Raw genomic sequence first — 24,052 nt, 5'->3', positions numbered from 1 at the left:
CGGACTCAGCCGAGGAGGCTTTCGGGATCCTCCAGGAGCGCGGCGAACGTGTGCCGCTCCTCCCAGCGGTCGGTGGACCAGGCCAGCGCGCGGGCCATGCCCTCGGTGGAGTCGGTGCAGTGCACGACGTCGCGGTCGACCCACCAGGCGACCTCGTGGTCGGCCAGGCCGATCCGCACGGTCAGCCGCTCGTGCACCAACGGCCCGCCGGCCGGCACCTCCAGCCCGGCCAGGTCGCAGGCGTCGACCACCGCGCCCAGGTCGGCCCAGAGCACCGGTTGCGCCTGCTCACGGATCACGCCGACGACGACCTCGGTGGCCAGCGGCACGTCGAGCACGTCGGCCAGCGGCTCGGCCAGCGCGAAGTCCGGACCGGCCGAGACCACCCGCTCGCCGGACGCGACGCCGAGCACCCACGGCGCGTCGAGCACCATCGCCTCGGACGCCGGCAGCACGCCGCCGGTCAGCGGGCGCACGGCGACCGGCGGACGCACGTCCTCGGCGCTGAGCACCCCGTCCTGGACGGCCTCGGCGATCGCGGCGTGCGCGCGCATCGCGGTACCGGTGGTGACCTGGCGGTTCTGGTCGGCGAGCCGGTCGAGCAGGTCCTCGGCGTCGTCCGGGCCGGTCAGGTCGAGCTCCTCGCGCACACCGATCGCGCGCAGCACCGACGGGTCGACGTCGACCGGCGGCACCGGGTCGTAGAGCCCGGCGAGCGCCCCGGCGTCGGGCAGCCGCAACTCGTGGGGCGCGTGGTCGTCCAGCACGGCGTGATTGGCCAGCCACCAGCCGGTGTGGCCTCCGGGTTCGTGCATGGCTCGCCAGGTGTCCGGGTCGCCGGCCAGCAGGCGCAGCGCCGCCGGCCAGGCGTGCTCGGCGACCAGGTCGAGGTCGCGGACGGCGGTCATCCGGTGCGGCGGCTCGGCCAGCGAGTCCCACCAGTCCCGCTCGTCGGGCAGGTCGTGGTCGGGTGCGGACGGGGCCTCGTCGACGACCACGGCGAAGGTGTCCAGCACGCCGACGGCGGTGAGCACGTGGCGCGGCCAGGTGGTGACGGTGTCCGGGTGCAGGACGCCGACCGGGGTGTCGTCGTCGAGCAGGTCGAGCAGCGGCGCGTCGGGCAGGGCGAGCTCGTCGGCGCGGCGGTGGTCGCCGGCCTCGTCGCGCAGCGCCAGCGCCGACAGCCACGGGTACTCGCCCTGCCGGGCCCCGGCGGCGGCCACGAGCGTGAGGACGCTGTCCCGCAGGTCGTCGATGTCCATTCCGGACTCGGCGTCGTCGACGCTGCGTTCGACGGCCTCGCGCAGCGAGTCCAGCAGGTCGGCGGTGCCGCCCCGGCGGGCGCCGAGTCGTTCGAGCAGCGGGTGGGCGGCCTCGGGGTGCACGGCGTCGCCGAAGGAGTGGTCGACGTCGCCGTCGACGATCAGCGCGCCGCGCGGCCCGGGGATGGTGCGGCCGTCGGCCATCGGCACGGGCAGCCCACCGAGCGCCTCCCTGGCGTCGGAGTCCACCTCGGCGATCGGCGAGAGGGCGTCGTAGAGCCGGTACCACCAGGACGGTGGCCGGTCGATCCCGGTGACGGCGGCGACGATGTCGGCGGTGTGCAGCCGGGTGGTGTCCAGGGCGGCGAGCGCGGCGGCGTGCTCGGGGGCGGCGTACTCGGCGGTGACCAGCCCCGGGACGACGTCGGCGAGCAGTTCGGCCAGCGCCGGGCTGTCGGTGGGCAGCAGCGCGGCCTTGCCGGGGGAGACGGGGTCACCGTTGGGGGTGGGCAGCCAGGCCGTGTTGCGCAGGACCGACGTGATCCCCTGTCGAAGCCGGTCGTCCACTTCGGACAGTGGGAAACCGGGCAGCGGCACCAGTTCCGTCGGCCGATCGACCTTGTCGAGCAGTTTCGGGTAGAGCCGCACGGCGGCGTCGAGCACCGCGTCGGTGGCCGGTCCCGGCATGATCCGCCGGCGCGACGGCTCGACCGGCAGGGTGGCGATCAGTCTGGCCGGCAACGAAAGCCGTTCGTCGGTCGGTGTCGGCGCGTGCAGCACCTGGTCCGGCTGCCCGTCCGCGTAGGCCCAACAGATGGTCCACTGTGGACGGTGTTCGGTGGGTAGTCCGCCGGTGAGTTCCGGCGGCAGCTCACCGGACTCCCGCACGATCGTCCAGTGGGTGACGCCGTCCGGCCCGTACAGGTCGTCGCCGTCGCGACGCCAGCTGCGCCCACCGATGTCGATCCGGTCGAGCCCGTCGAGCGCGAGCAGCAGATCGACGGCCTGCCCGGAGAACTCCGGCGGCTCGTCCTTGAGTGGCAGCCGCACCTCGGTGTCGAACCCGTCCGGCACCGGGTCCTCGTCGGTCGGCCAGACCAGCCGCAGCACCGGAACCCGGTCGGTGGTCCCCAACTCCTCCCGGGTCCGCGCGGCCGAGAAGGCCACACCCCCGGTCCGCGACACCACGCGGGGCTCGTCACACACGGTCAGAACGGCCGCGAACCCCAGCCCGAACTGCCCGACCCCGTGCTCCTTGGCCGAGGCCCGCAGGGACGCGAGCGACGCGACCCCGGCCGCGTCCAGCGGACGACCGGTGTTGGCCACCCGAAGCTCGTCGCCGACGAGGGAGACCCTCAGATGGCCCGCCACTCCGGCGGCCTGCGCCGCGTCGGCGGCGTTCTGCGCCAGCTCGACCAGCAGCCGGTCCCGATACCCGCCGAGGTAGAGGTCCTCCTCGGCATTGGCATCCTCCCGAAGCCGGGTAGGCGACGTCCGCCAGGCGGCAAGCACGGCCTCCCGAAGCCGTGCGGTGTCGAACGGGTCGCTCACCCTGCTGGGGGCCACGACGGCCCAACGCCATCCCGCTCGGGCGACCCGACACCACCATCAGCCCCGGCCTCGCCACCGCCGACCGCCCCGGTCTCACCGGACTCGGTGGCACCGGGCTCGGTGTTGGCGGTCTCGCCAGCGGCGGTCTCGCCACCAGCATCGGTTTCGGTGCCAGGGGCGGTCTCGCCTTCAGCGCCGGTCTCGGTGTTGGCGGTGTCGGTGTTGGCGGGCTCGCCAGCGGCGGTCTCGCCACCAGCATCGGTTTCGGTGCCAGGGACGGTCTCGCCCTCAGCGGCGGATTCGGTGGCGGCGGCCGGCTCGGTGTCAGGGACCGTCTCGATGTCGGCGCCCGACTCATTGTCGTTGGCTGGCTCGTTGCCAGCGATGGGCTCGTTGCCGGAGATGGACTCGGTGCCGCTGGCGGGCTCGGTGCTAGCAGGCTCGCCGCTAGCGGGCTCGTAGCTGGCGGGCTCGTAGCTGGCGGAGTCGTAGCTGGCGGAGTCGTTGTTAGCAGGCTCGTTGCTAGCAGGCTCGATGGCGGCGGACTCGGGCTCGGTGCTGGCGGGCTCGGTGTCGGAGTGCGGCGCGGCGTTGCCTGCCGGGTCGTTCCCAGCGGCGGACTCGGTGTCGCTGACGGGACTGTCAGCGGTCGGGACCACGTCGTCGGCTGTTTCGGCGCTGGCAGGTGTTTCCGCTTCGCCGGAGGTCTCGGGGGCGGTCGTCCCGGCGGCGGCGTCCGGCTCGGCGGAGCCGGTCGTGTCGGCGCCGGCCGGGGTCCCGGCTTCGCCGGGGGTCGGTTCGCCGTGCGCCTCGCTGTTGGCGGGAGTCCCGTTGTCGGTGGGCGGCTCGGGGCTGTCGGCCGCTTCGGTGTCGGCGTTCGGCTCGACGGTGTCGGCCGGTTCGCCGGTCGCTTCGTCGCCGGTCGCTTCGTGGGTGGTCGCTTCGTGGGTGGTCGCCTCGACGCCGGTCGCCTCGTGGGTGGCGGGGGAGTCGCCCGCGACAGCTGGCTCGCTGCCGGCCGGGTCGCCAGCGGCTGTCTCGGTGCTGGTGGCCGGCTCGGTGTCGGCGGTCAGCACCGCCTTGCCGGCGGTGGAGTCGGTGTGGGAACCGGTCGCGTCGGGGGCGGGCTGTGCCTCGGCATCACTGGCCGGCTCGACCTGGTCGGGCGCCTCGGCGGAGAAGCCGGTGTCGACCGGCGCCTCGGCCACTGCGTCAGCGGTCGGCTCCGCGTCGGTGGACTGCTCCGGGACGGCTGGCACCTGACCCTCGGCAGGGGCGGTGGCATCGCCGGCCGGCTCGGCCGGTGACTCCACCTCGGCGACGTCGCCTTCGCTCCCGGGGAGCGCCTCGGCCGTAGCCGCTGTGTCGGCCGGGCCGGCCTCGGCCGTGAGCGCGGAATCCGTCGCGCCGGAGTCCGGCGGGTCGACCTCCGGTGCGGTGGTCTCGGCCGGGGCCTCGGGAGCCAGCGGCTCCACGTCCAGCTGGGCGTCGTCGTAGATGAGGTTGGCCACGAGGACGGGGGAGACCTGTTCGACCTCGGCCTCGGAGTGGGCGCCGCAGCCGTACTCGGCGTGGACGACGTGGGCGTCGGCCGGGGAGAACTCGTTGCCGCAGGTGCCGAAGGCCGCTCCGAGCGAACCCGCCAGCTGGAGGTAGAAGCCGCAGGTGCCGCACCGCGCCGGGGCGCTGCGCGCCATGTCCGACCGGGGGCCGAAGTCGCTCTGGTGCCAGCGGGCCGCGGCGTCCTCCCGCGCGGGGCGGGCCATGACGCGCGGCCGGCCGAGGCCGACCTCCAGCGCCACCTCCTCGACCGCCGGGTCGTCGGAGGCCACGTAGGACGGGACCAGTCGCGGGTCGTCGGGGGCGGTCGGGAGCAGGTCGCCGACGCCGAGGTCGCCGGCCTGCACCCGCTGGTCCCACGGGACCCAGTCGGGAGCGACGAGCGCGTCGGGGCCCGGCAACAGCACGACCTCACTGATCGTGACGTCGGTGTCGGGGCCGGCGTTCGCCAGCGTCGCGGCCCAGCGCCAGCCGCGGTAGCCGGGCTTGGCTGCCTCGAACAGGTGGGTGACGGCGTCCGCGCTCTCGACCTGGCTGCCGACGTGCGCGCCGACCTCCTCGTCGCCCGCCTCGTCCTGGGCGGCGGCGCGCGCGAGATCGACCGCCGCGACCAGCGCGGGGTCTGTGAGGTCGTCGGACTGCGGCATCATCGTCGACGATTGTGCCGTACCGGTGTGAAGGTGTTTCCCATGAGGGCTCTGTTCGCGGTCACCGCCATCGCGGTCGTCACTTCCTGTAGTTCCGAGGCGACGCCGGTGGACCGGGCGACCCCGGACCCGCGGCCGTCGCTGCGCGCCGAGGTCGTGGAGACGCTGCCGCACGACGCCACCGCGTTCACCCAGGGTCTGGAGCTCGCCGGCGACACCCTCTACGAGGGCACCGGCATGGAGGGCGAGTCGAGCGTGCGCGCGGTCGACCCGGCCACCGGCGAGGTGCTGCGCGAGGTCCCGCTGCCCGACGACCTGTTCGGCGAGGGCATCACCGTCGTCGGCGACACCATCTGGCAGCTGACCTGGCGCGACGGTGTGGCGCTCCGCCGCGACCGGGAGACCCTGGCCGAACGTGACCGCGTCGGGTACGAGGGCGAGGGCTGGGGTCTGTGCCACGACGGCGAGCGGCTGGTGATGAGCGACGGCACCGCCGAGCTCACCTTCCGCGACCCCGAGACGTTCGCCGAGACCGGTCGGGTCGAGGTCCGGGACGGCGACGACCCGGTCACCCAGCTCAACGAACTGGAATGTGTCGACGGTCAGGTCTACGCGAACGTGTGGCATACCGACCGGATCGTGCGGATCGACCCCGAAACTGGACTACTCACCGCTACCGTCGATCTGGAGGGACTGCTGTCCGAGTCGGAGCTCGCCGACGCCGACGTACTCAACGGCATCGCCGCCGTCGCGGACACCGACGAGTTCCTGGTGACGGGGAAGTACTGGCCGAAGATGTTCCGGGTGCGGTTCGTGCCGCTCTGAGCCGCCGGTACCAGCTCCGGACGAGACCGACGTACGGCAGGATGGACACGTGATTCGTTCCGGTTCGGGTGACCAGGACCCGGAGGAGGGCCAGGCCCGCTCCGGCTCCGGGCGGAAACGCCGTCGCAGCTGGACCGACCAGCGACAACCGTCGATCCAGCCCCAGAACCAGCCGAAGAGTCAGCCGCCGCGTGACGAGCCCCGCGAGGAGCCGCTGACCAGCGCGATCCCCACGGCGAACCCGTACCCGAACGAGGACCAGCGGCACGGCCGCCGTCGGCCACCGCCACCGCCGCCACCGCCGCGCAACTGGCGTGACGTGCCGCCGCCGCGCCGCCACCTGCCGCCGGAGACCTACGGCCCGGACGGCTACCCGACGGACTTCCCGGCCGAGGCCCGCGAGTACCCGCCGACCCGCGCCCAGACGCCACCGCCCCAGCCGCCGCCTCCCCACCAGCAGCAACCCCACCAGCAGCCGGACTCCCAGCCCGACCGTCCGGCCGCCGCCCCGCAGTACCCGAAGAAGCTGACGGTCACCCGGGTCGCCGCCCTGCGCAGCCGCGAGCTGGGCAGCCGCGCGGTGCACGCGTTCCGCCGCGCGGCCAACGCCGACGGCGCCGACAAGTCCGGCCTCACGTCGCTGACCTACGCGACGATGCTCAACTACGCCAGCGACGCGGCGATGGCCGTCGCGCTGGCGAACACGCTGTTCTTCTCGGCCGCCAGCACCGACTCCAGCAAGGGCAAGGTCGCCCTCTACCTGCTGATCACGGTCGCGCCGTTCGCGCTGCTCGCCCCGGTCATCGGCCCGGCGCTGGACCGTATCCAGCGCGGCCGCCGGCTGGCGATGTGCGCGGCGTCGGCCGGTCAGGCGCTGATGTGCGTGATCATGGCGGCGAACTTCGACTCCTGGCTGCTGTACCCGGCGGCGCTGGGGAAGATGGTGCTGTCCAAGTCGTTCACGGTGTTGAAGGCGGCGGTCACCCCGAGGGTGGTGCCGCCGGACATCACGCTGGCCAAGACCAACGCGCGGCTGACGGTGTTCGGCCTGGCCGGCGGTGCCGCGTTCGGCGCGGTCGCCACGCTGGTGCTCCAGATCTTCGACTCGCCGGGCGCGCTGTGGTTCACCGCCGCGATCTGTGTGGTCGGCGCGGTCCAGGCGATGCGGATCCCCGGCTGGGTCGAGGTCACCGAGGGCGAGGTCCCGGCGTCGCTGTCGGCCAACCCGGACAAGCCCAAACGCCAGCCGATGGGCCGCCAGGTCGTGGTCGCGCTGTCGGGCAACGCGACGATCCGCCTGCTCACCGGGTTCCTGATGATGTTCGCCGCGTTCGCCGTCCGCGAGCAGACCGAGGGCGACGCGTTCAAGCAGCTGCTGCTGCTCGGCGTGATCGCCGGCGGCGCCGGCCTGGGCAGCTTCGTGGGCAACGGCATCGGCGCGCGGATGCATCTGGGGCACCCCGAGCAGCTGGTGCTGGCGTGCATCGGCGGCTGTATCGGTTCGACGGTGCTGGCGCTGCTGATGGAGGGCGTGACGACCGCCGCGATCGTCGGCCTGGTCGGCGCGACGGCCAGCGCGCTGGCCAAGAACAGCCTCGACGCCGTGATCCAGGACGATTTACCGGAGGAGTCGCGGGCCTCGGCGTTCGGCCGCTCGGAGACCGTGCTGCAGCTGGCGTGGGTGTTCGGCGGGGCGCTGGGGGTGCTGCTGCCGCCGGTGTTCTGGATCGGCTTCCTGGTGATCACGGTCCTGCTGGTGGTGGGCCTGGTGCAGACGATGCTGACCCGGCAGGGCGCGTCGCTGCTGCCCTGGTTCGGCGGCGCGCGGTCGATCGTCCCGCCGAGGACCAGAAGCCCCCGGACCGCGCCGGGCTCGGCGACGGCCACCGCGTTTCGGGAGGGGCCGCCGAGCGAGCCCGACCAGCGCCCGTAGTCTCGCCTGCGTGCGAGTGGTTGCTGTGCTGGCGGTGGTGGTGTTGGCGGCCGGGTGCTCGGCGTCCGAGCCCCCGCCCGAGGACCCGAGCGTCGACTTCTCGGCCGATGACCGCAAGGTGACCGCCGAGCCCTTCCTGTACTGCGACGTGCAGGTCAAGGACTGCAAGCGGGACAACACCGCGCAGGTGAAGCTGGAGGTCGCGCCGGGCACGCCGGTGCTGGTGTCGGTGCCCCAGGAGGTCGCCGAGACGCCGTGGTCGGTCGTGATCCAGTACCGGACGGCGGCCGGCGAGCAGATGCCGCCGGAGACGGTGGCGACCTTCCCGCCCAACAAGTCCTCGACGTTCGAGGCCCTGCCTCCCGGCGACGGCGACCAGTTGCAGACCGTCGAGGTCAAGCAGGCCGGCGCCAAGCTGGTCCGTGACGACAAGGGTGAGGCGGCGGCGGTGTCGCGGGGAGTCTGGTCGGCCCAGATCTCCCCGCCCGCGGCGTGAGGGGTTACGGGTCGAGTTCCCGGGCGACCGCGCGCACCACGTCGGCGACGCGCTTGGTGGCCTTGCGGTCGGGGTAGCGGCCCCGGCGCAGGTCGGGCTGGACCTTGGCCTCCAGCAGCTTGATCATGTCCTCGATCAGCCCGTGCAGTTCCTCGGCGGGGCGCCGCCGGGCCTCGGCGACCGACGGCGGCGGGTCCAGCAGCCGCACGGACAGCGCCTGCGGCCCCCGGCGTCCGTCGGCGACCCCGAACTCGATTCGTTGGCCGGCCTTCAGCCCCGGCACCCCGGCCGGCAGGGCGGACGACCGGACGTACACGTCCTCGCCGCCGTCCTGGGTAACGAACCCGAAGCCCTTCTCCGAGTCGTACCACTTGACCTTCCCGGTCGGCACAACGATTCACCTCCACACATGCGAACGCGTCCCGGGGGCGTACCCAGGACGCGTTCGTCCAGCCTATGCCAATCCGGTACCCACGCGGTAGCCGGTTTGCCCGTTGTCGCGCCCAGCGGAAGCCGACGGCCCACCCGTGTCACGCACAGCGACCGGGTGGTCGCTCAGGCGTGCCGGGTGGCGGCGACCTCCTGGAGGCCGAGCAGTTCGACCGACCGTTCCCGCATCTCCACCTTCCGGATCTTGCCGGTGATGGTCATCGGGAACTCGTCGACGACGTGCACGTACCGGGGAATCTTGTAGCGGGCGAGTTTTCCCTCGCAGTACTCGCGCAGTTTCTCGGCGGTCAGTTCCGGTGCGCCGTCACGCAGCCGCACCCAGGCGATGAGTTCCTCGCCGTACCGTGCGTCGGGAACACCGACGACCTGTGCGTCCACCACGTCGGGGTGGGTGTAGAGGAATTCCTCGATCTCCCGGGGATACACGTTCTCGCCGCCCCGGATGACCATGTCCTTGATCCGTCCGGTGATGTTCAGGTAGCCGGCGTCGTCCATCACCGCGAGATCACCGGTGTGCATCCACCGGTCGGCGTCGATGGCCTCGGCGGTCTTCGCCGGCTCCTCCCAGTAGCCCAGCATGACCGAGTAGCCGCGCGTGCAGAACTCGCCGGGTTCGCCGCGCGGCACGGTCTCGCCGGTCTCCGGGTCGACGACCTTGACCTCCAGGTGCGGGTGGACCCGCCCCACGGTCGAGACGCGCCGCTGGAGGGTGTCGTCGGCGCGGGTCTGGGTGGAGACCGGTGACGTCTCGGTCATGCCGTAGCAGATCGTCACCTCCGCCATGCCCATCCGGTCGATGACCTGCTTCATCACCTCGACCGGGCACGGCGACCCGGCCATGATCCCGGTCCGCAGCGACGACAGGTCGTGGCTGTCGAACGACGGGTCGGCCAGCTCCGCGATGAACATCGTCGGCACCCCGTACAGCGACGTGCACCGCTCGGTGGCGACCGCTTCGAGGGTCAGCGCCGGGTCGAACGCGGGCGCCGGAATGACCATGCACGCGCCGTGTGAGGTGGCCGCGAGATTTCCCATCACCATGCCGAAACAATGGTAGAAGGGCACCGGAAGGCAAATGACGTCCTCGGCGGTGTAGGAGCACAGCTCGCCGACGAAGTAGCCGTTGTTGAGAATGTTGCGGTGGGACAGCGTCGCACCCTTGGGAAATCCGGTGGTTCCCGACGTGTACTGGATGTTGATCGGTTCGTCGGCCGACAGGCCGTCCTGGATCTCCTCCAGTTGCGCGACCGATCCGCCGCGTCCGATGGCGACCAGGTCGTTCCATTCCTCCCGGCCGATGAGCAGCACGTCGGTCAGCGCCGGGCAGTCCGGCCGGACCTGGTCGATCATCGCCGCGTAGTCGGAGGTCCTGAAGCTCGGCGCCGCCACCAGCGTCCGGATGCCGGCCTGGTTGAGCACGTACTTCAGCTCGTGGGTCCGGTAGGCCGGGTTGATGTTGACCAGGATCGCCCCGATCTTGGCCGTGGCGTACTGCGTGAACGTCCACTCCGCACAGTTCGGCGCCCAGATCCCGACCCGGTCCCCCTTCTCCACCCCCAGGTCCACCAAGCCGAACGCCACGGCGTTGACCTCGTCGGCGAACTGCCGGTAGGTCCACCGTCGCCCACTGGCCCGATCGACCAGCGCGTCCCGCTCGCCGTGGGCCGCCACCGTACGGTCGAGGTTGGCGCCGATGGTGTCGTCGAGCAGCGGTTGGTCGGACGTACCGGACACGTAACTGGGGACGCTGGTCATTCCCCAATGCTGCCTCATCCGCGCTCGGCGAGGCGAGTCCGTCGAGGCCGCCGGGCACTCACCCGTGGGTGTCGGTGTCGGTGTCGTCGGGTGCGGTGTCGTCGGCGTCGGCGTCGTCCGGTTCGGCGGGCCCGGGGTTCCAGGGCAGGGGAACGACCAAGCAGGGGCCGCCGACGAAGACGCCGCCGTCGACGCCGACGGCGTAGCCGTCCGCGTACTCGTAGGGGCCCTCGACCTGGGCGGGGGCGATGCCGAGCTGGTCGGCGATGACGCTGTGGCCGTGCACGACCCGTTCGCCGCCCAGGACGGTGAGTAGTTGGCTGGCGGTCTCGGCGCCGTGCGGGCCGCGGAAGGCGTGTCGGGTGGTGAGCCGGCGCCACACCTCCCACCACTCGACGAGGTCCTCGGAGCGCAGGACGTCGTGGATGCCGGTGTTGATCTCGTCGATGTCGCCGCCCCAGACGAGGTACTCGACGGTGTCCGAGTGCATCAGCAGGTGGTTCTCGACCAGGGCGATCGCCGGGCGGGAGGTCAGCCATTCGACGTGGGCGTCGGTGAGGGCGTCCTGGTCGCTTGGCTGGCCGCCGTTGAGTTCCCAGCTGCGGGCGAAGCTGCGCGGGCCGAAGTCCGACGGGACCTCGGTGTCGCCGAAGTGGTACATGCCCAGCAGCAGGATCTCGTGGTTGCCGAGCAGGGTCTGGACCTGGCCGCCGGCGGCCCGTGCCTCCTCGGACAGGCGCATGACCAGGTCGATCACGCCGATGCCGTCCGGGCCCCGGTCGACGAAGTCGCCGAGGAACCACAGGTGTGTACCGCCGCCTGACCAGGTGGTCTCCTCGTCCACCAGCCCGGCGTCGGCCAGCGCGGCGAGCAACTCGTCCAGGTGCCCGTGCACGTCGCCGACCACGAAGGTGGAGCGCCCGTCTTCCTGCACAACGCGACAATATGCCAGGTGGGAAATCTTCGTCGCGGTGCTGTCGGTATTTCCTAGAGAACCGACCAGGTGTGGACCGGTTGGTTGGACGCGCCGAGTTCGATGTACCGGCGCAGCATGCCGACCAGCGCGGCGTCGCGGGCCATGCCCCGGTCCTCCAGCCGGGCGACGGTCTCGCGTTGCCAGGTCGAGCCGGTGCGTTGGGCGAGGCAACGCTGCTCGATCACGCCCAGGTAACGTTCGCGGGCCTCGTCGGAGACTTTGCAATCGCGCAGGCCCTCGTGGGCCAGGGGCAGCAGCCGGCGCAGCACCAGTTCGTCGGGCGGGACCCAGCCGATGCCCGGCCAGTACAGCTGGGCGTCGAAGGCGTGTCGGGCGCCGGCGTAGAAGTTCTCCTCGGCCGCCTGGAACGACATCTGCGTCCACAGTGGACGTTCGGCGGCGGCCAGGGCGCGTTGGGCGCCGTAGAAGAACGCGGCGTTGGCGATCAGGTCGATCACCGTGGGGCCGGCGGGCAGTACGCGGTTCTCCACCCGCAGGTGCGGCACGCCGCCGACCACGTCGTAGACCGGGCGGTTCCAGCGCCAGATCGTGCCGTTGTGCATCCGCAGCTCGGCGAGTTTGGGGGCGGTGCCCAGGTCGAGGGCCTCGATCGGGTCCTCGTCGTCGAGCTGGGGGAGCAGGCCCGGGAAGTACCGGACGTTCTCCTCGAACAGGTCGAAGATCGACGTCACCCAGCGTTCACCGAACCACACCCGTGGGCGCACGCCCTGGTTCTTCAGTTCCTGCGGCCGGGTATCTGTCGCCTGTTGAAACAGCGGGATCCTGGTCTCGTGCCACAGCGCCTTGCCCAGCAGGAACGGCGAGTTCGCGCCGATCGCGACCTGCACGCCGGCCAGGCACTGCGCGGCGTTCCAGTGGGTCGCGAACTCCTCCGGCGGGACCTGCAGGTGCAGCTGGGCCGAGGTGCAGGCCGCCTCCGGCAGGATCGAGTCGGCGCTGCCGCGCAGCCGCTCGCCGCGCTGGCCGGGGATCGGCGAGCCCTCCATGTGCAGCACCATGTCCTCGCCGCGCGCGGCGAAGATGGTCTCGTTGAGCTGGGCGTAGCGGGCGTTGGTCGACAGCCACTTCGCCTTGAAGTGCTCCTCGCGCAGCGTCGGCAGCATGCCGATCATGACCAGCGCGGCACCGGCGTCCTGGGCCTTGGCGTTGGCCGAGGCCAGGGCGGCGGCCAACTCCATCTCCAGCTCGGTGGCCCGGTCACCGGCCAGTGGGCGGGGGCGCACGTTCAGCTCGATGTTGTGCTGACCCAGCTCGGTGGTGAAGGACGGGTCGTCGAGTTTCTCCAGGACCACGTCGTTGGCCATCGCCGGGCGCAGCGCGTCGTCGATCAGGTTGAGCTCCACCTCAAGACCGATCTGTGGGGGTGAGGTGGAGAACCCGCCCTCGGCGAGCATCCTCGCCAGGGCGTCGAGACACCGTTGTACCTTCTGGCGGTACCGCTGGCGGTCCGAGCGGGCGAACGAGTCGGTGGAGACGTCCTGTCCCATGTGGAACCTCCCCAGGCCGGACGGGGCAGGGTCCGGCGTATACGCGGGAGTATCAACCGTGACATATGTACGAACGCTGAGGCTAGGGCCAATAAGGTGCTGTTCGTGACGTTGGGTGACCATGTACGGGTGATCGAGGTTCCTGAGCCGGCAGACCCCCGGCTGAACGACTTCCGCGACCTGACCACGGCCGACCGCCGCCCCGACCGCCCCGGCGGCCGGGGCCTGGTGATCGCCGAGGGCGTCGTGGTCGTCCGACGACTGCTCGCGTCCCGCTACCCGCTGCGAGCCGTCCTCGGCGTCCCCCGCCGGATCGAGGAACTGGCCGGTGACCTGGCCGGCCACTCCGCGCCGGTGTACGCGACCTCCGCCGAGGCCATGTCCACCGTCGTCGGCTTCCACCTGAACCGGGGTGTGCTGGCCGTCGCCGACCGGCCGACGGCCTGGACCGCCGCCGACGTCGTCGCGCGCGCCCGGCGCGTCCTGGTCCTGGAGGGCGTCGGCGACCACGAGAACCTGGGATCACTGTTCCGCAACGCCGCCGCCCTCGGGATCGACGGCGTGCTGCTCGGCCCCGGCTGTGCCGACCCGCTCTACCGGCGCAGCGTCCGGGTCTCCATGGGTCACGTACTGGCCGTCCCGTTCGCGCAGCTGCCCGACTGGCCCGCCGACCTGACCTGGTTGCGCGACAGCGGGTTCCGCGTCCTGGCGATGACCCCGGCCGAGCACGCCCGCCCGGTGTCGGACTTCGCCGGCGAGCCGAAGGTCGCCGTCCTGCTCGGCTCAGAGGGCCCCGGCCTGACCCCCGAGGCGATCGCCGGGTCCGACGCGGCCGTGCGGATCCCGATGGCCGGCGGGGTGGATTCCCTGAACGTGGCGACCGCGGGCGCGGTGGCCTTCTACGCGCTCGGTAGTTTCGGGTAGAGCGAGGCGAGGGGAGGGGGCCGTGCAACTGCGCGCGAACGGCGAGCGTGCGGTGCTGGTCGGCCACGACGGCACCGCGCGGCGCGAGGTCGACCCTCGGCGCCTGCCGCTGGGCGGGGAGTTGACCGATGCCCTGCACGAATGGGCGCGGGTGGCCAGTGTCGTCGGCCGTGGCGACCCGGACACCCAGCCGGCCGCCCGCGCGGTGATCACCCGCCGAGGGCTCCAACTGGCGGGGCGGGTGGCGGCGTCGATGGGGGTGCCGGTGGGCTACCTCGACCCGCTGACCGGCGAGGAGCGGACGGTCGAGCCGCCGGCGGTGCGGGCGCGCCCCGCGGCACCGGCGGAGCCGACGCCGTGGCTGACCGGCCTGACGGTGGCGGGAACGAGCCTGGTGCTGACGGTCGTCACGGTGGTGACCCTGGCGGCCACCCTGGCCGACACGAACGTGTTGCTGGGGGTGGCGGCCAATGCCGTGGTCACGGCGGGGTTGCTGCCGTCGCTGTGGCTGGTGCGGCGGGCACTGGTGTGGCGGTGGGTGTCCTACGGGGTCGGCGCCGGGATTGCCCTTTCCTGGCTTGCGTTGCCGTTCATCGTCTGGTGAACCTCACGGGGTGTGCGCGGGAAGCCGAACGGTGACGGTCAACCCGCCGGTGTCCCTGGCCCGCGCGACGACCGACCCGCCGTGCGCGATGGCCACCGCCCGCACGATCGACAACCCCAGCCCCACCCCGCCCGACGCCGCCCGGTCCAGCCGCCGGAAGGGCTCGAACAACGACTCCACGTCGTAGCCGGCGACGACCTCCCCGCTGTTGCTCACCTCCAGCACCGAGAAACCCTCGGCGACCGACGTGGAAACCCGGACCCACCCGCCATCGACGTTGTGCCGAACCCCGTTCTCCACCAGGTTCTGCACCAGCCGCTCCAACAGCACGGCGTCGCCGAGCACGGGAGCCTCGGCGCAGGAAACCTCGACCGAGGACCCGACGTGCGCCACGATGTCCGCCAGATCCACATAGGACACCGAAGCCAGTGTTCGTTCGGAACGGGCCAGCAGCAACAGCCCGTCGATCAGCCGCTCGTGCCGGCCGTTGATCTCCAGCAGGGTCTCCCCGAGCACCCGCGTCTCCACGCCGACATCGCGACGCCCGACCGCGACCTCCAACAGCGTCCGGTTGAGCGTCAGCGGTGTGCGCAGTTCGTGGGACGCGTTGGCGATGAACCGCCGCTGCGCGTCGAAGGACTGGTCGAGCCGCTCCAGCATCAGGTCGAACGTGTCACCCAGCCGCTTGAGCTCGTCCGACGGCCCCACCATGCCGATCCGTTGCCCCAGGTCACCCGGCGATTCGGCGATCCGGCGCGCGGTGTCGGTCACCCGGTCCAGCGGCTGGAGCATCCGCCCGGCGATCAGCCAGCCGAGCGCGGTCGCCGCCGCGCCGACCACCAGCAGCGCGATCGCGCCCTGGGTCAGCAACGCGGTCAGCGCGTCGTCGGGACGCAGACCCGCCTCGTGGTTGACCATGCGCTCGCCCGGGATCTCCGCACCGGGCGGGGCGGTCTGGTCGGAGACCGTCAGGCCCTCGCCGAGGCGCTGGGAGACCAGGGCGTAGGTAGCGGCCAGCAGAACCACCCCGGCGAGGAAGAACAGGCCGCCGTGGACCAGGGTGAGCCGCGCGCGGATCGTCAGGCGGCTCATGGGATGCGGTACCCAACCCCGGGGTCGGTCACGACGATCGGCGGGTCGCCGAGCTTGCGGCGCAACTTCAGAATGATCATCCGGACGGTGTGGGTGAACGGATCGGCGTTCTCGTCCCACGCCTTCTCCAACAGCCGCTCGGCCGAGACCGCGGCGCCCTCGGCGGTCAGCAACTCGGTCAGCACCGCGAACTCCTTGCGGGACAACGGAACGTACCGCCCGTCGCGGTGGACCTCGCGACGGTGGGGGTCCAGGCGGATGCCGGCGCGTTCCAGGACCGGCGGCGCCGCGGGCCGGGTGCGCCGGCCCAGCGCCGCCACCCGGGCCAGCAACTCCGTGAAGGCGAACGGTTTGGGCAGGTAGTCGTCGGCGCCCAGGGTGAGGCCGGCGACCCGGTCGTCGACGTCGGCCGCCGCGGTGAGCATCAGCACCCTGGGCGCGGAGCCGGTGAGCGCGCGGCACACGTCGTCGCCGTGCACGACCGGCAGGTCACGGTCGAGGATCACCACGTCGTAGTCGTGGACGCCGGCGCGTTCCAGGGCCGCGCCGCCGTCGTGCACCACGTCCACGGCGTGCGCCGCGCCGCGCAGGCCCTCCGCCACCGCGCCCGCGAGCAGCGGCTCGTCCTCCACCACCAGGATCCGCATGCCCCCATCGTCCGGCCGGCGTGTCATCTGGGCGTCAACGTTCGTGGAGACGGCCGGGTGACACGCCGGTGGATCTACTTCCCCTCGACGGCCGGGACCCGTCCGGCCGGTCAACGGGAGGAGACCACGGATGCGGATACGTGACCTCGTCGTCGGCCCGCTGCTGCTGGTGGCGCTCGCCGGCTGCGGCACGGCACCCGACGGCGACCAGGTGGCCAGCGCCGGCGGCCCGGCCAGCAGTACCGCCCCGGCGCCGGACCAGCGCGGCGAGCACGACGCCGTCCTCGAGTACGCCGCCTGCATGCGCGACAACGGCGTCCCCGACTTCCCCGACCCGGAACTCGGCGACAACGGCGAGGCCCAGCTCGGCCTGCCCGACGGCATCGACCCCGCCGCCGTCGAGGCCGCCGACCGGGAGTGCAAGCACCTCATGCCCAACGGCGGCGAGCCCAAGCCGCTCGACCCCGAGGTCGCGGCGAAGGTCCGGGCGTACGCGAAGTGCATGCGCGACAACGGGATCGCGAAGTTCCCCGACCCCGGCCCGGACGGCGGAATCCAGATCGAGGGCGGCCCCGGCCTCGACCCGATGAGCGAGGAGTTCAAGGCCGCCGAGGAGAAGTGCCGCACGGAACTGCCCGACGGCGGCCGGGGCGGCAGCACCCACCAGGAGGGGTCGAAGTGACCGCACGCCGGGTCGCGCTCGTCCTCGTGGCGGTCGTCGTGACCGGGGCCGGCGCGGTGGCCGCCGCCGGGGTCGACTGGGGTTCCGCGCCGGCCGCCGACACGCCGGACCTGCCCGCGGCGACCGCCGAGGTCACCCGGCAGACGCTGGTCGAGCGGACCGTCGCCGGCGGGGAGGTGGACTTCGGCGCCGGCACACCGGTGCGGTCGACGCTGCCCGGCACGGTCACCGCGCTGCCGGCGGTCGGCTCGGTGATCCGGCGCGGGGCGGCGCTCTACCGGGTCGACGACCAGCCGGTGGTGCTGCTGTACGGGCCGATGCCGGCCTACCGGGCGCTGGCCGCCGGTGTGTCGGGAGCGGACGTCACCCAGTTCGAACGCAACCTGGAAGCGCTGGGCTACACCGGTTTCACCGTCGACGACGAGTACACCTCGGCCACGGCCGCCGCCGTCGCCGACTGGCAGCAGGACGTGGGTCTGCCGGACACGGGCCGGGTCGAACCGGGGCGGCTGCACTACGCCCCCGGCCCGGTCCGCGTCGACACCGTGCGGGCCGCCCCCGGCGACGTCGCCGGGAGTGAGATTCTCACCCACACCGGTGTCACCCGGGTGGTCACCGTGGACCTGGACGTCTCCGAGCAGCGACTGGCGCCGGTGGGCGCCCCGGTCACCGTGACCCTCCCCGACGGCCGCACCGTCGACGGCACGGTCACCGCCGCCCGCACGGTCGTCACCCCCGCCCAGGGCGAGGCCGAACCGACCACGACCGTGGCGGTGACGATCGGCGTCAAGGACCAGAAGGCCCTCGGCGGCGACAGCGCCGTGCGGGTCGCGTTCACCGCCGCCGAACGCCCCGACGTGCTGACCGTGCCGGTCGGCGCCCTGCTGGCGCTGTCCGAAGGCGGCTACGGCGTCGAGGTCGTCGATGCCCGCTCGACCCGTCTCGTGCCGGTCGAGACCGGGCTGTTCGCCGACGGCCGGGTCGAGATCAGCGGCCAGGGCCTCGCCGAGGGCCTGACCGTCGGGACCGTGTCATGACCGGCGGGCAGGTCGTGGAGCTGGTGGGGGTGTCCAAGAGCTATCCGGGGGTGCGGGCGTTGCGGGAGGTGTCGTTGTCGGTGGGCTACGGGGAACTGGTGGGGATCGTGGGGCCGTCGGGGTCGGGCAAGTCGACGTTGCTGCACCTGATCGGCACGCTGGACCGGCCGTCGTCGGGGCGGGTGCGGGTCGACGGGCACGACGTCGCGTCGATGCCCGACCGGCAGCTCTCGGCGCTGCGGGCCAGGCGGATCGGGTTCGTGTTCCAGCAGTTCCACCTGGCACCCGGACTGTCCGCTGTGGACAACGTGGCCGACGGACTGCTCTACGCCGGGGTGCCGTGGCGCGAACGGCGGTCGCGGGCCGAGACCGCGCTGGTCCGGGTCGGCCTGGCCGAACGGCTCGACCACCGCCCGCACCAGCTCTCCGGCGGGGAGCGGCAGCGGGTCGCGATCGCCAGGGCGGTGGCCGGGGAGCCGGCGCTGCTGCTGGCCGACGAACCCACCGGCAACCTCGACTCGGCCTCCGGCGCCGGGGTGATGGCGCTGCTGTGGGAGCTGTACGCGGCCGGCACGACCGTCCTGGTGATCACCCACGACCGGGAGATCGCCGCCGGCCTGCCCCGGCAGATCGCGCTGCGTGACGGGGAGGTGGTCTGAATGCCGCGACCGGCGAGGCTACGGCCGAGTGATGTCGTGCGGGTCGGCGGCGCGGGACTGCGCGCCCGGCCGCTGCGGGTGGTGCTCTCCGCACTGGGAATCGCCATCGGCATCGCGGCGATGACCGCGGTGGTGGGCGTGTCCGCGTCCTCACGGTCCGAACTGGACAGACAGTTGGCCGAACTGGGCACGAACCTGCTCACCGTGTCCCCGGGCACCCGCCTCGGTGGCGGGGCGGCGAGCCTGCCGCCGGAGTCGGTGGACATGATCGCCCGCGTCGGCCCGGTACGTCAGGTCGCGGCGGCCGGCGAGATCCCCGACGCCAAGGTGTACCGCAACGACCGCGTGCCGTCGGTCGAGTCCGGCGGGCTGACCGTGCGCGCCGCCACCCTCGACCTGCCGGCCGCCGTCGGCGTCCAGGTGGCCGACGGCACGTGGCTCAACGCGGCCACCGCCCGCTACCCGGCGGCGGTCCTGGGAGCGACGACCGCCAGACAACTCGGCCTGTCCCCGGGCACCCGCGTGTGGGCCGCTGGGCAGTGGTTCACCGTCGTCGGCGTCCTCGCCCCGGCCGCCCTGGCCCCCGAACTCGACTCGGCCACCCTCGTCGGCTGGCCCGTCGCCCAGACCCACCTCGACTTCGACGGCCACCCCACAACGGTGTACACCCGGACCGCCGACGACGCCGTCGAGCCCGTCCGCGCGGTGTTGGCCGCGACCGCGAACCCGTCGGCGCCCGGCGAGGTGTTGGTGTCACGGCCGTCGGACGCGTTGGCCGCCCGGCAGGCGACGGACCGGGCGTTCACCGGGTTGCTGCTCGGCCTGGGCGCGGTGGCGCTGCTGGTCGGCGGGGTCGGGGTGGCGAACACCATGGTGATCTCGGTGCTGGAGCGGCGGGCCGAGATCGGGCTGCGGCGCTCGCTCGGGGCCACCCGGGGGCAGGTTCGGGGACAGTTCGTGGTGGAGTCGTTGCTGCTGTCGTTGATCGGCGGAGTGTGCGGCGTCGTCGTGGGAATCGGGGTCACCGGAGGCTATGCGGGCTTCCAGGAGTGGCCGGTGGTGGTGCCGGTGTGGGTCAGCGGCGGGGGCGTCGTGGTGACCTTGGTCGTGGGGGCGGTGGCGGGCCTGTATCCGGCTGTCCGGGCGGCTCGGTTGTCGCCCACCGAGGCCCTGGCCGTGTGATCTCAGGCGAGGGACTCGAGCCAGGTCTGGTGCAGGGCGGCGAAGCGGCCACCGGACGGGTGGGCGATCAGATCGGCGGGGGAACCGTCCTCGACGATCCGGCCGCCTTCCACCACCAGGACCCGGTCGGCGATCAGGACGGTGGACAGGCGGTGGGCGATGATCAGTGCCGTGCGTTGCGCCAGAACCGATTCCAGGGCGCGTTGGACGGCTCGTTCGGTTGGCACGTCGAGGCTTGAGGTCGCCTCGTCGAGAACAAGCACCGACGGGCCGGCCAGGAAAGCCCTGGCGAACGCCACCAACTGCCGTTGGCCAGCCGACAGGCGACCGCCGCGTTTGCTGACGTCGGTGTCGAAGCCGTCGGGCAGACCCAGGACGAACTCGTCGGCTCCCACGGCTGCCGCGGCCGCCTCGATCTCGGGGCGGGTGGCGCCGGGGCGGCCCAGGGCGATGTTGTCGGCGACCGAGCCGGCGAACAGGAAGTTCTCCTGGGTCACGGTCACCACGTTGCGGCGCAGCTCCTCGTCGGCGACCTGTCTCAGATCGACGCCGGACAGGGCCACTTCGCCGGCCGACGGGTCGTAGAAGCGGGCCACCAGCTTGGCTATGGTCGATTTTCCGGCACCGGTCGCGCCGACCAGGGCCACGGTCTGGCCAGCGGGAATCGTCAGGTCGAACGTGGGCAGCACCACCGGGCTGTCGTCGGCGTAGCGGAACTCCACCTGGGAGAACGTGACCGCCCTGCCGGATTCGACCGGGGGGAGCGCCTGGGGAGAACCCGGGTCGACCACCGTCGGGTTCTCCTCCAGGAGGCCGGAGATCTTCTCCAGGGCGGCGATCGCCGACGTGTACGAGTTCGCGAACATCGCCAGCTCGTCCAGCGGGTCGTAGAAACGGCGCAGATACAGGGTGAACGCGGTGAGCACACCCAGTTCCAGGTCGCCGCCGATGACCCTGACCGCGCCGATTCCCAGCACCAGGGCCAGGGACAGGTTTCCGACCAGACGCACCGTCATCGTGTAGGTGGCCATGACGTCCAGGGCGGTTTTGTTCGCCCCGCGGAAACGGTCGTTGAGCGTGGCCAGAATCGTGTCGTTGCGCGGCTCGCGGCGGAACGCCTGGACCGCGCGCATTCCGTTCATCGTCTCGACGAACTGGACGATGATGGTGGCGATGGCGCCCCGCGTGTTGCGGTAGGCCAGGCGGGAACGCCGGTAGAACCAGCGGGTCACCGCCAGCACCGGGATCAGACCGGCCAGGATCATCAGACCCATCGGCAGGTCAAGGACCAGCAGCATCACGGCGATGCCCACCACCGAGAACAACGCGGTCAGCAGACCGTCCAGGCCGTCCTCCAGCAGATCGTGCAGGGAGTCGACGTCACTGGTCAGCCGGGAGATCACCTTGCCGGACGTGTACTTCTCGTGGAACGAGATCGACAGCCGCTGGGCGTGGGTGAAGATGCGTTGCCGCAGGTCAAGCAGGATGTCCTGGCCGAAACGGCCGGACACCTTGAGGAACGCGAACCGCAGCGCCGCCGAGCCGAGGCCCGACGCCAGATAGCCGCCGACGCACCAGGCCAGCACGGTCGTGTCGCCGTCGACGGCACTCGGGATACCGGAGTCGATGGCGATCGCGATGACCAGCGGGCCGACCAGGGTCAGCACGTTCTCCGCGATCACCAACGCCAACGCCAACAACCCCGCGCCGAGCCGAGGGCGCACCAGCGAGGACAGCAGCACGCGGGAGCGTTCGTGCAGCCGCGCGCCCACCGCCGCGTCGACGTCGTCGACGTCCTCGGCCGCGACGCCGCGCCACCGCTCCTCGGGGGCGGTCGTGTCCGTGGTACTCACGCGACCTCCTCGCCACGCAGTTCGTCGTCCAATGAGGACAGAAGGGCGCGGTACTCCTCGTTGTCGGCCAACAGGTCCGAGTGCGTGCCCACCGCCGTGATCCGACCGTCGACCAACAGCGCGACCCGGTCGGCCAGCTGCACGGTGCTCGGCCGGTGCGCCACCACCAACGCCGTGACGTCGGCCAGCACGCTGCGCAGCGCGTGCTCCACCTCGGCCTCGGTGTGCACGTCCAGCGCCGAGAGCGGATCGTCGAGCACCAGCACCGACGGGCGGCCAACGACCGCACGGGCCAACGCCAACCGCTGGCGCTGCCCACCCGACAGCGACAGGCCCTGCTCACCGATGCGCGTGTCCAACCCCCACGGCAACGTGTCGACGAACTCGTCGGCCGACGCGACGCGCAGCGCCTGCCGCACGTCCTGCTCGGTCGCGTCCGTGCCGCCCAACGCGATGTTCTCCCGCACGCTCGCCGAGAACAGCACCGGCTCCTCGAACGCGGTCGCCACCACCGTGCGCAGCCGCGTCAGGTCGACGTCACGAACGTCGACGCCGTCGATCGTGACCCGGCCGCCGGTGACGTCGGCCAGCCGCCCGACCAGCGCCGTCAGCGTCGTCTTGCCCGAGCCGGTCGCCCCGACCAGCGCGACCGTCTCACCCGGACGGACGTCGAGGGTGACGCCGCGCAGGACGTCGGTGTCGGCGCCGGGGTAGGCGAAGCGCACGTCCTCGAACCGCAGGTGCCCGGTGACCTCGTCGGGCAGCTCACGCGGCCGCGTCGGCCCGGTGATCGTGACCGGCGCGTCACGCACCTCCCAGTAGCGGATCGCGGCGGTCGCCGCCTGGTTCGACTCGGCCAGCAGCCAGCCGATCGAGTCGGTCGGCCACCGCAGATAGGTGGCGACCGCGACCGCGGCGACCAGGGTGCCCAGCGTCATCGTGCCGTTGGTGATGCCGAACGTGCCGTAGAGCAGCAGCCCGCCGATCGCCAGCTCCGGCAGGATGATGATCGCCGCCCACAGCAGGCCCATCACGTGCACCTTGCGCAGCTCGGTGTGCCGCAGCGCCCTGGCCTGCCTGGCGAACGTCGCCGCCAGGTGCGGGCCCCGGCCGAACGCCTTGAGCACGCGGATGCCGAGCACGGACTCCTCGACGGTCGTCGCCAGGTCGCCGGTCTGGTCCTGCGCGCGGCGGGCCAACACCGAGTACTTGGACTCGTAGAGCGTCGAGATGAGGATCAGCGGCAGCGCGCACACCGTCGAGATCGCGCCGAGCACCGGGTCCAGGACGAACAGCACCCCCAGCCCCAGCACCAGGATCAGGCTGTTCACCACCAGGAAGATGGCGGCGAACGCGATGAACCGGCGCAGCGTCGACAGGTCCGACACCGCGCGCGAGAGCAACTGCCCCGACTGCCAGCGGTCGTGGAAACTGATCGGCAGGCGCTGCAGGTGGCGGTAGAGGTCCTCGCGCAGCTCGGCCTCGACGCGGGTGCTCGGACCGGAGATCAGGCGCCGCCGGGTGAAGAACAGCAACGCCTCGGTCGCACCGAGCACGACGGCCAGGATGATCGGCCAGGTGAGGGCCGAGGTGTCGCCGCTGGCGACCGGCCCGTCGAGAATTCGTTGGAGGACCAGGGGAATCAGCAGCCCGCAGACCATGGAACCGAGCACGGCGGTGGCCGAGCCGATCATGCGCCAGCGAACGGGTTTGAGGTACGGGGAAAGCCTGCGGAGAGCGGCCAGGTTCTGGCCGCGCGCAGGCTCGTCCTTCGGTTCGGTCATGTTCTCCCCACGAGTTGCCCATCGACGGTAGGTGATGGGTGCCTCGGCCGGCATCTGCTTTTCCGGTGTCCGCCGTGGTGGCGTCTGCCCGCTGTGTCTGCCTCACAGCGTGCGACCTCCAGTGCGATGGAGGTCAAGGTCGCGGGATCATGGGCGCATGACGCGACCGGAGCCCGTGCGTTTCCTGCGAACCGAGTCGACCATGGCCTTCCCCGAGGGACGGCTGCTGGCCCTGCGGGAGGGACAGCTGTACGTGCTGGCCCCCGACGGCTGGACCCGGTTGCGCGCACAACGACCCCCGGGGACCAGCTGGTTGACCCGCGAGGACGCGGAGGACTGGTGCGACCGGGAGGGCTGGGACCCGCACCTGCTCGACACCGTCCCCACCGTCCCGCGCGTCTGATTTTCTGTCGGTGCCAGCTTGTAGTGTTGAGTGAGGGGTCCCCCTGGGCCGGTGCGGATGCGGTCGGCTTGAGGGATTCGCGTTCGCACACGACGTGGTGGGTGTGGGGGATCGGTTGGCGGGTGTGAGGCGAGGCGGCGCGCGGGATGTGAGGTGAGGGTGTGTGGGATTCCTGCTGGCGGGTGTCTTGGGCGAGGACGCGTGCGGGATTCCCAGGTGGGT

20 protein-coding genes are annotated in these 24,052 nt (G+C 72.2%); 10 read left to right on the top strand and 10 right to left on the bottom strand.

Annotation, left to right across the window (positions count from 1 at the left end; translation table 11 throughout):
• Positions 1-5 precede the first annotated feature (5 nt).
• Together BLA60_RS19340 and BLA60_RS46435 are read right to left on the bottom strand one after the other, a co-directional pair.
• A complete protein-coding gene (locus BLA60_RS19340; protein WP_075134537.1) occupies positions 6-2,813 on the bottom strand; it encodes a sacsin N-terminal ATP-binding-like domain-containing protein in 2,808 nt (935 codons plus the stop codon).
• Complete coding sequence (locus BLA60_RS46435; RefSeq protein WP_342744759.1) at positions 2,810-5,023, bottom strand: DUF3027 domain-containing protein; 2,214 nt, start codon at positions 5,021-5,023, stop codon at positions 2,810-2,812. Before BLA60_RS46435 ends, BLA60_RS19340 begins: the two co-directional genes overlap by 4 nt.
• Positions 5,024-5,062: 39 nt before the next feature.
• Between BLA60_RS46435 and BLA60_RS19330 the strand changes: the two genes are divergently transcribed.
• The 3 genes from BLA60_RS19330 to BLA60_RS19320 are packed head-to-tail and all read left to right on the top strand — an operon-like array spanning position 5,063 to position 8,274.
• A complete protein-coding gene (locus BLA60_RS19330; RefSeq protein ID WP_075134536.1) occupies positions 5,063-5,845 on the top strand; it encodes a glutaminyl-peptide cyclotransferase in 783 nt (260 codons plus the stop codon).
• Positions 5,846-5,897: 52 nt separating this feature from the next.
• On the top strand, positions 5,898-7,778 hold the full coding sequence (locus BLA60_RS19325) for an MFS transporter (RefSeq protein ID WP_084735130.1): 1,881 nt from the start codon (positions 5,898-5,900) through the stop codon (positions 7,776-7,778).
• A gap of 10 nt (positions 7,779-7,788) precedes the next feature.
• Positions 7,789-8,274, top strand: coding sequence for a DUF2771 family protein (locus BLA60_RS19320; RefSeq protein WP_075134325.1), 486 nt, complete (start codon positions 7,789-7,791; stop codon positions 8,272-8,274).
• 4 nt (positions 8,275-8,278) lie between these two features.
• Here BLA60_RS19320 and BLA60_RS19315 read toward each other — a convergent pair whose 3' ends face one another.
• From BLA60_RS19315 to BLA60_RS19300, 4 genes are all read right to left on the bottom strand, one after another.
• Positions 8,279-8,665, bottom strand: a complete 387-nt coding sequence (locus BLA60_RS19315) for a cold-shock protein (protein WP_075134324.1) — start codon at positions 8,663-8,665, stop codon at positions 8,279-8,281.
• Positions 8,666-8,829: 164 nt separating this feature from the next.
• Positions 8,830-10,479, bottom strand: coding sequence for an AMP-binding protein (locus BLA60_RS19310; protein WP_075134323.1), 1,650 nt, complete (start codon positions 10,477-10,479; stop codon positions 8,830-8,832).
• Positions 10,480-10,537: 58 nt separating this feature from the next.
• Positions 10,538-11,413 carry a metallophosphoesterase gene (locus BLA60_RS19305; RefSeq protein WP_075134322.1) on the bottom strand — a complete coding sequence of 292 codons (876 nt, stop codon included), beginning with the start codon at positions 11,411-11,413 and terminating at the stop codon, positions 10,538-10,540.
• A gap of 53 nt (positions 11,414-11,466) precedes the next feature.
• Entirely contained in the window at positions 11,467-12,963 is a 1,497-nt protein-coding gene (locus BLA60_RS19300; protein ID WP_075134321.1) for a glutamate-cysteine ligase family protein, read from the bottom strand.
• A 129-nt stretch (positions 12,964-13,092) separates the two neighbouring features.
• Here BLA60_RS19300 and BLA60_RS19295 point away from each other — a divergent pair, with 129 nt between their 5' ends.
• Together BLA60_RS19295 and BLA60_RS19290 are read left to right on the top strand one after the other, a co-directional pair.
• Positions 13,093-13,887 carry a TrmH family RNA methyltransferase gene (locus BLA60_RS19295; RefSeq protein WP_084735129.1) on the top strand — a complete coding sequence of 265 codons (795 nt, stop codon included), beginning with the start codon at positions 13,093-13,095 and terminating at the stop codon, positions 13,885-13,887.
• A gap of 22 nt (positions 13,888-13,909) precedes the next feature.
• Positions 13,910-14,491, top strand: coding sequence for a DUF2537 domain-containing protein (locus BLA60_RS19290; RefSeq protein ID WP_075134320.1), 582 nt, complete (start codon positions 13,910-13,912; stop codon positions 14,489-14,491).
• 3 nt (positions 14,492-14,494) lie between these two features.
• On the opposite strand, the gene BLA60_RS19285 is transcribed toward BLA60_RS19290, so the two are convergent.
• Positions 14,495-15,583, bottom strand: coding sequence for a sensor histidine kinase (locus tag BLA60_RS19285; protein ID WP_075134319.1), 1,089 nt, complete (start codon positions 15,581-15,583; stop codon positions 14,495-14,497).
• Positions 15,580-16,230, bottom strand: coding sequence for a response regulator transcription factor (locus BLA60_RS19280; RefSeq protein ID WP_075134318.1), 651 nt, complete (start codon positions 16,228-16,230; stop codon positions 15,580-15,582). The genes BLA60_RS19285 and BLA60_RS19280 overlap by 4 nt, the downstream gene beginning before the upstream one ends.
• A 130-nt stretch (positions 16,231-16,360) precedes the next feature.
• On the opposite strand from BLA60_RS19280, the gene BLA60_RS19275 reads away from it, so the two are divergent.
• The 4 genes from BLA60_RS19275 to BLA60_RS19260 are packed head-to-tail and all read left to right on the top strand — an operon-like array spanning position 16,361 to position 19,790.
• A complete protein-coding gene (locus BLA60_RS19275; RefSeq protein ID WP_075134317.1) occupies positions 16,361-16,912 on the top strand; it encodes a hypothetical protein in 552 nt (183 codons plus the stop codon).
• Positions 16,909-17,949 carry an efflux RND transporter periplasmic adaptor subunit gene (locus BLA60_RS19270; RefSeq protein ID WP_075134316.1) on the top strand — a complete coding sequence of 347 codons (1,041 nt, stop codon included), beginning with the start codon at positions 16,909-16,911 and terminating at the stop codon, positions 17,947-17,949. Before BLA60_RS19275 ends, BLA60_RS19270 begins: the two co-directional genes overlap by 4 nt.
• Positions 17,946-18,608, top strand: a complete 663-nt coding sequence (locus BLA60_RS19265) for an ABC transporter ATP-binding protein (protein WP_075134315.1) — start codon at positions 17,946-17,948, stop codon at positions 18,606-18,608. The genes BLA60_RS19270 and BLA60_RS19265 overlap by 4 nt, the downstream gene beginning before the upstream one ends.
• On the top strand, positions 18,609-19,790 hold the full coding sequence (locus BLA60_RS19260; protein ID WP_075134314.1) for an ABC transporter permease: 1,182 nt from the start codon (positions 18,609-18,611) through the stop codon (positions 19,788-19,790). It abuts the gene before it with no gap.
• Positions 19,791-19,792: 2 nt separating this feature from the next.
• On the opposite strand, the gene BLA60_RS19255 is transcribed toward BLA60_RS19260, so the two are convergent.
• Both BLA60_RS19255 and BLA60_RS19250 read right to left on the bottom strand, forming a co-directional pair.
• On the bottom strand, positions 19,793-21,643 hold the full coding sequence (locus BLA60_RS19255; RefSeq protein ID WP_075134313.1) for an ABC transporter ATP-binding protein: 1,851 nt from the start codon (positions 21,641-21,643) through the stop codon (positions 19,793-19,795).
• Entirely contained in the window at positions 21,640-23,427 is a 1,788-nt protein-coding gene (locus BLA60_RS19250; protein ID WP_075134312.1) for an ABC transporter ATP-binding protein, read from the bottom strand. Before BLA60_RS19250 ends, BLA60_RS19255 begins: the two co-directional genes overlap by 4 nt.
• A gap of 157 nt (positions 23,428-23,584) precedes the next feature.
• On the opposite strand from BLA60_RS19250, the gene BLA60_RS19245 reads away from it, so the two are divergent.
• Positions 23,585-23,830 (top strand): hypothetical protein, encoded by a 246-nt coding sequence (locus tag BLA60_RS19245; protein WP_075134311.1) that lies wholly within the window; start codon positions 23,585-23,587, stop codon positions 23,828-23,830.
• Positions 23,831-24,052: the final 222 nt, after the last annotated feature.

It is taken from the genome of Actinophytocola xinjiangensis (assembly GCF_001921215.1).
Classification (GTDB): Bacteria; Actinomycetota; Actinomycetes; order Mycobacteriales; family Pseudonocardiaceae; genus Actinophytocola; species Actinophytocola xinjiangensis.
This window is presented reverse-complemented; position numbering and strand designations above follow the sequence as displayed.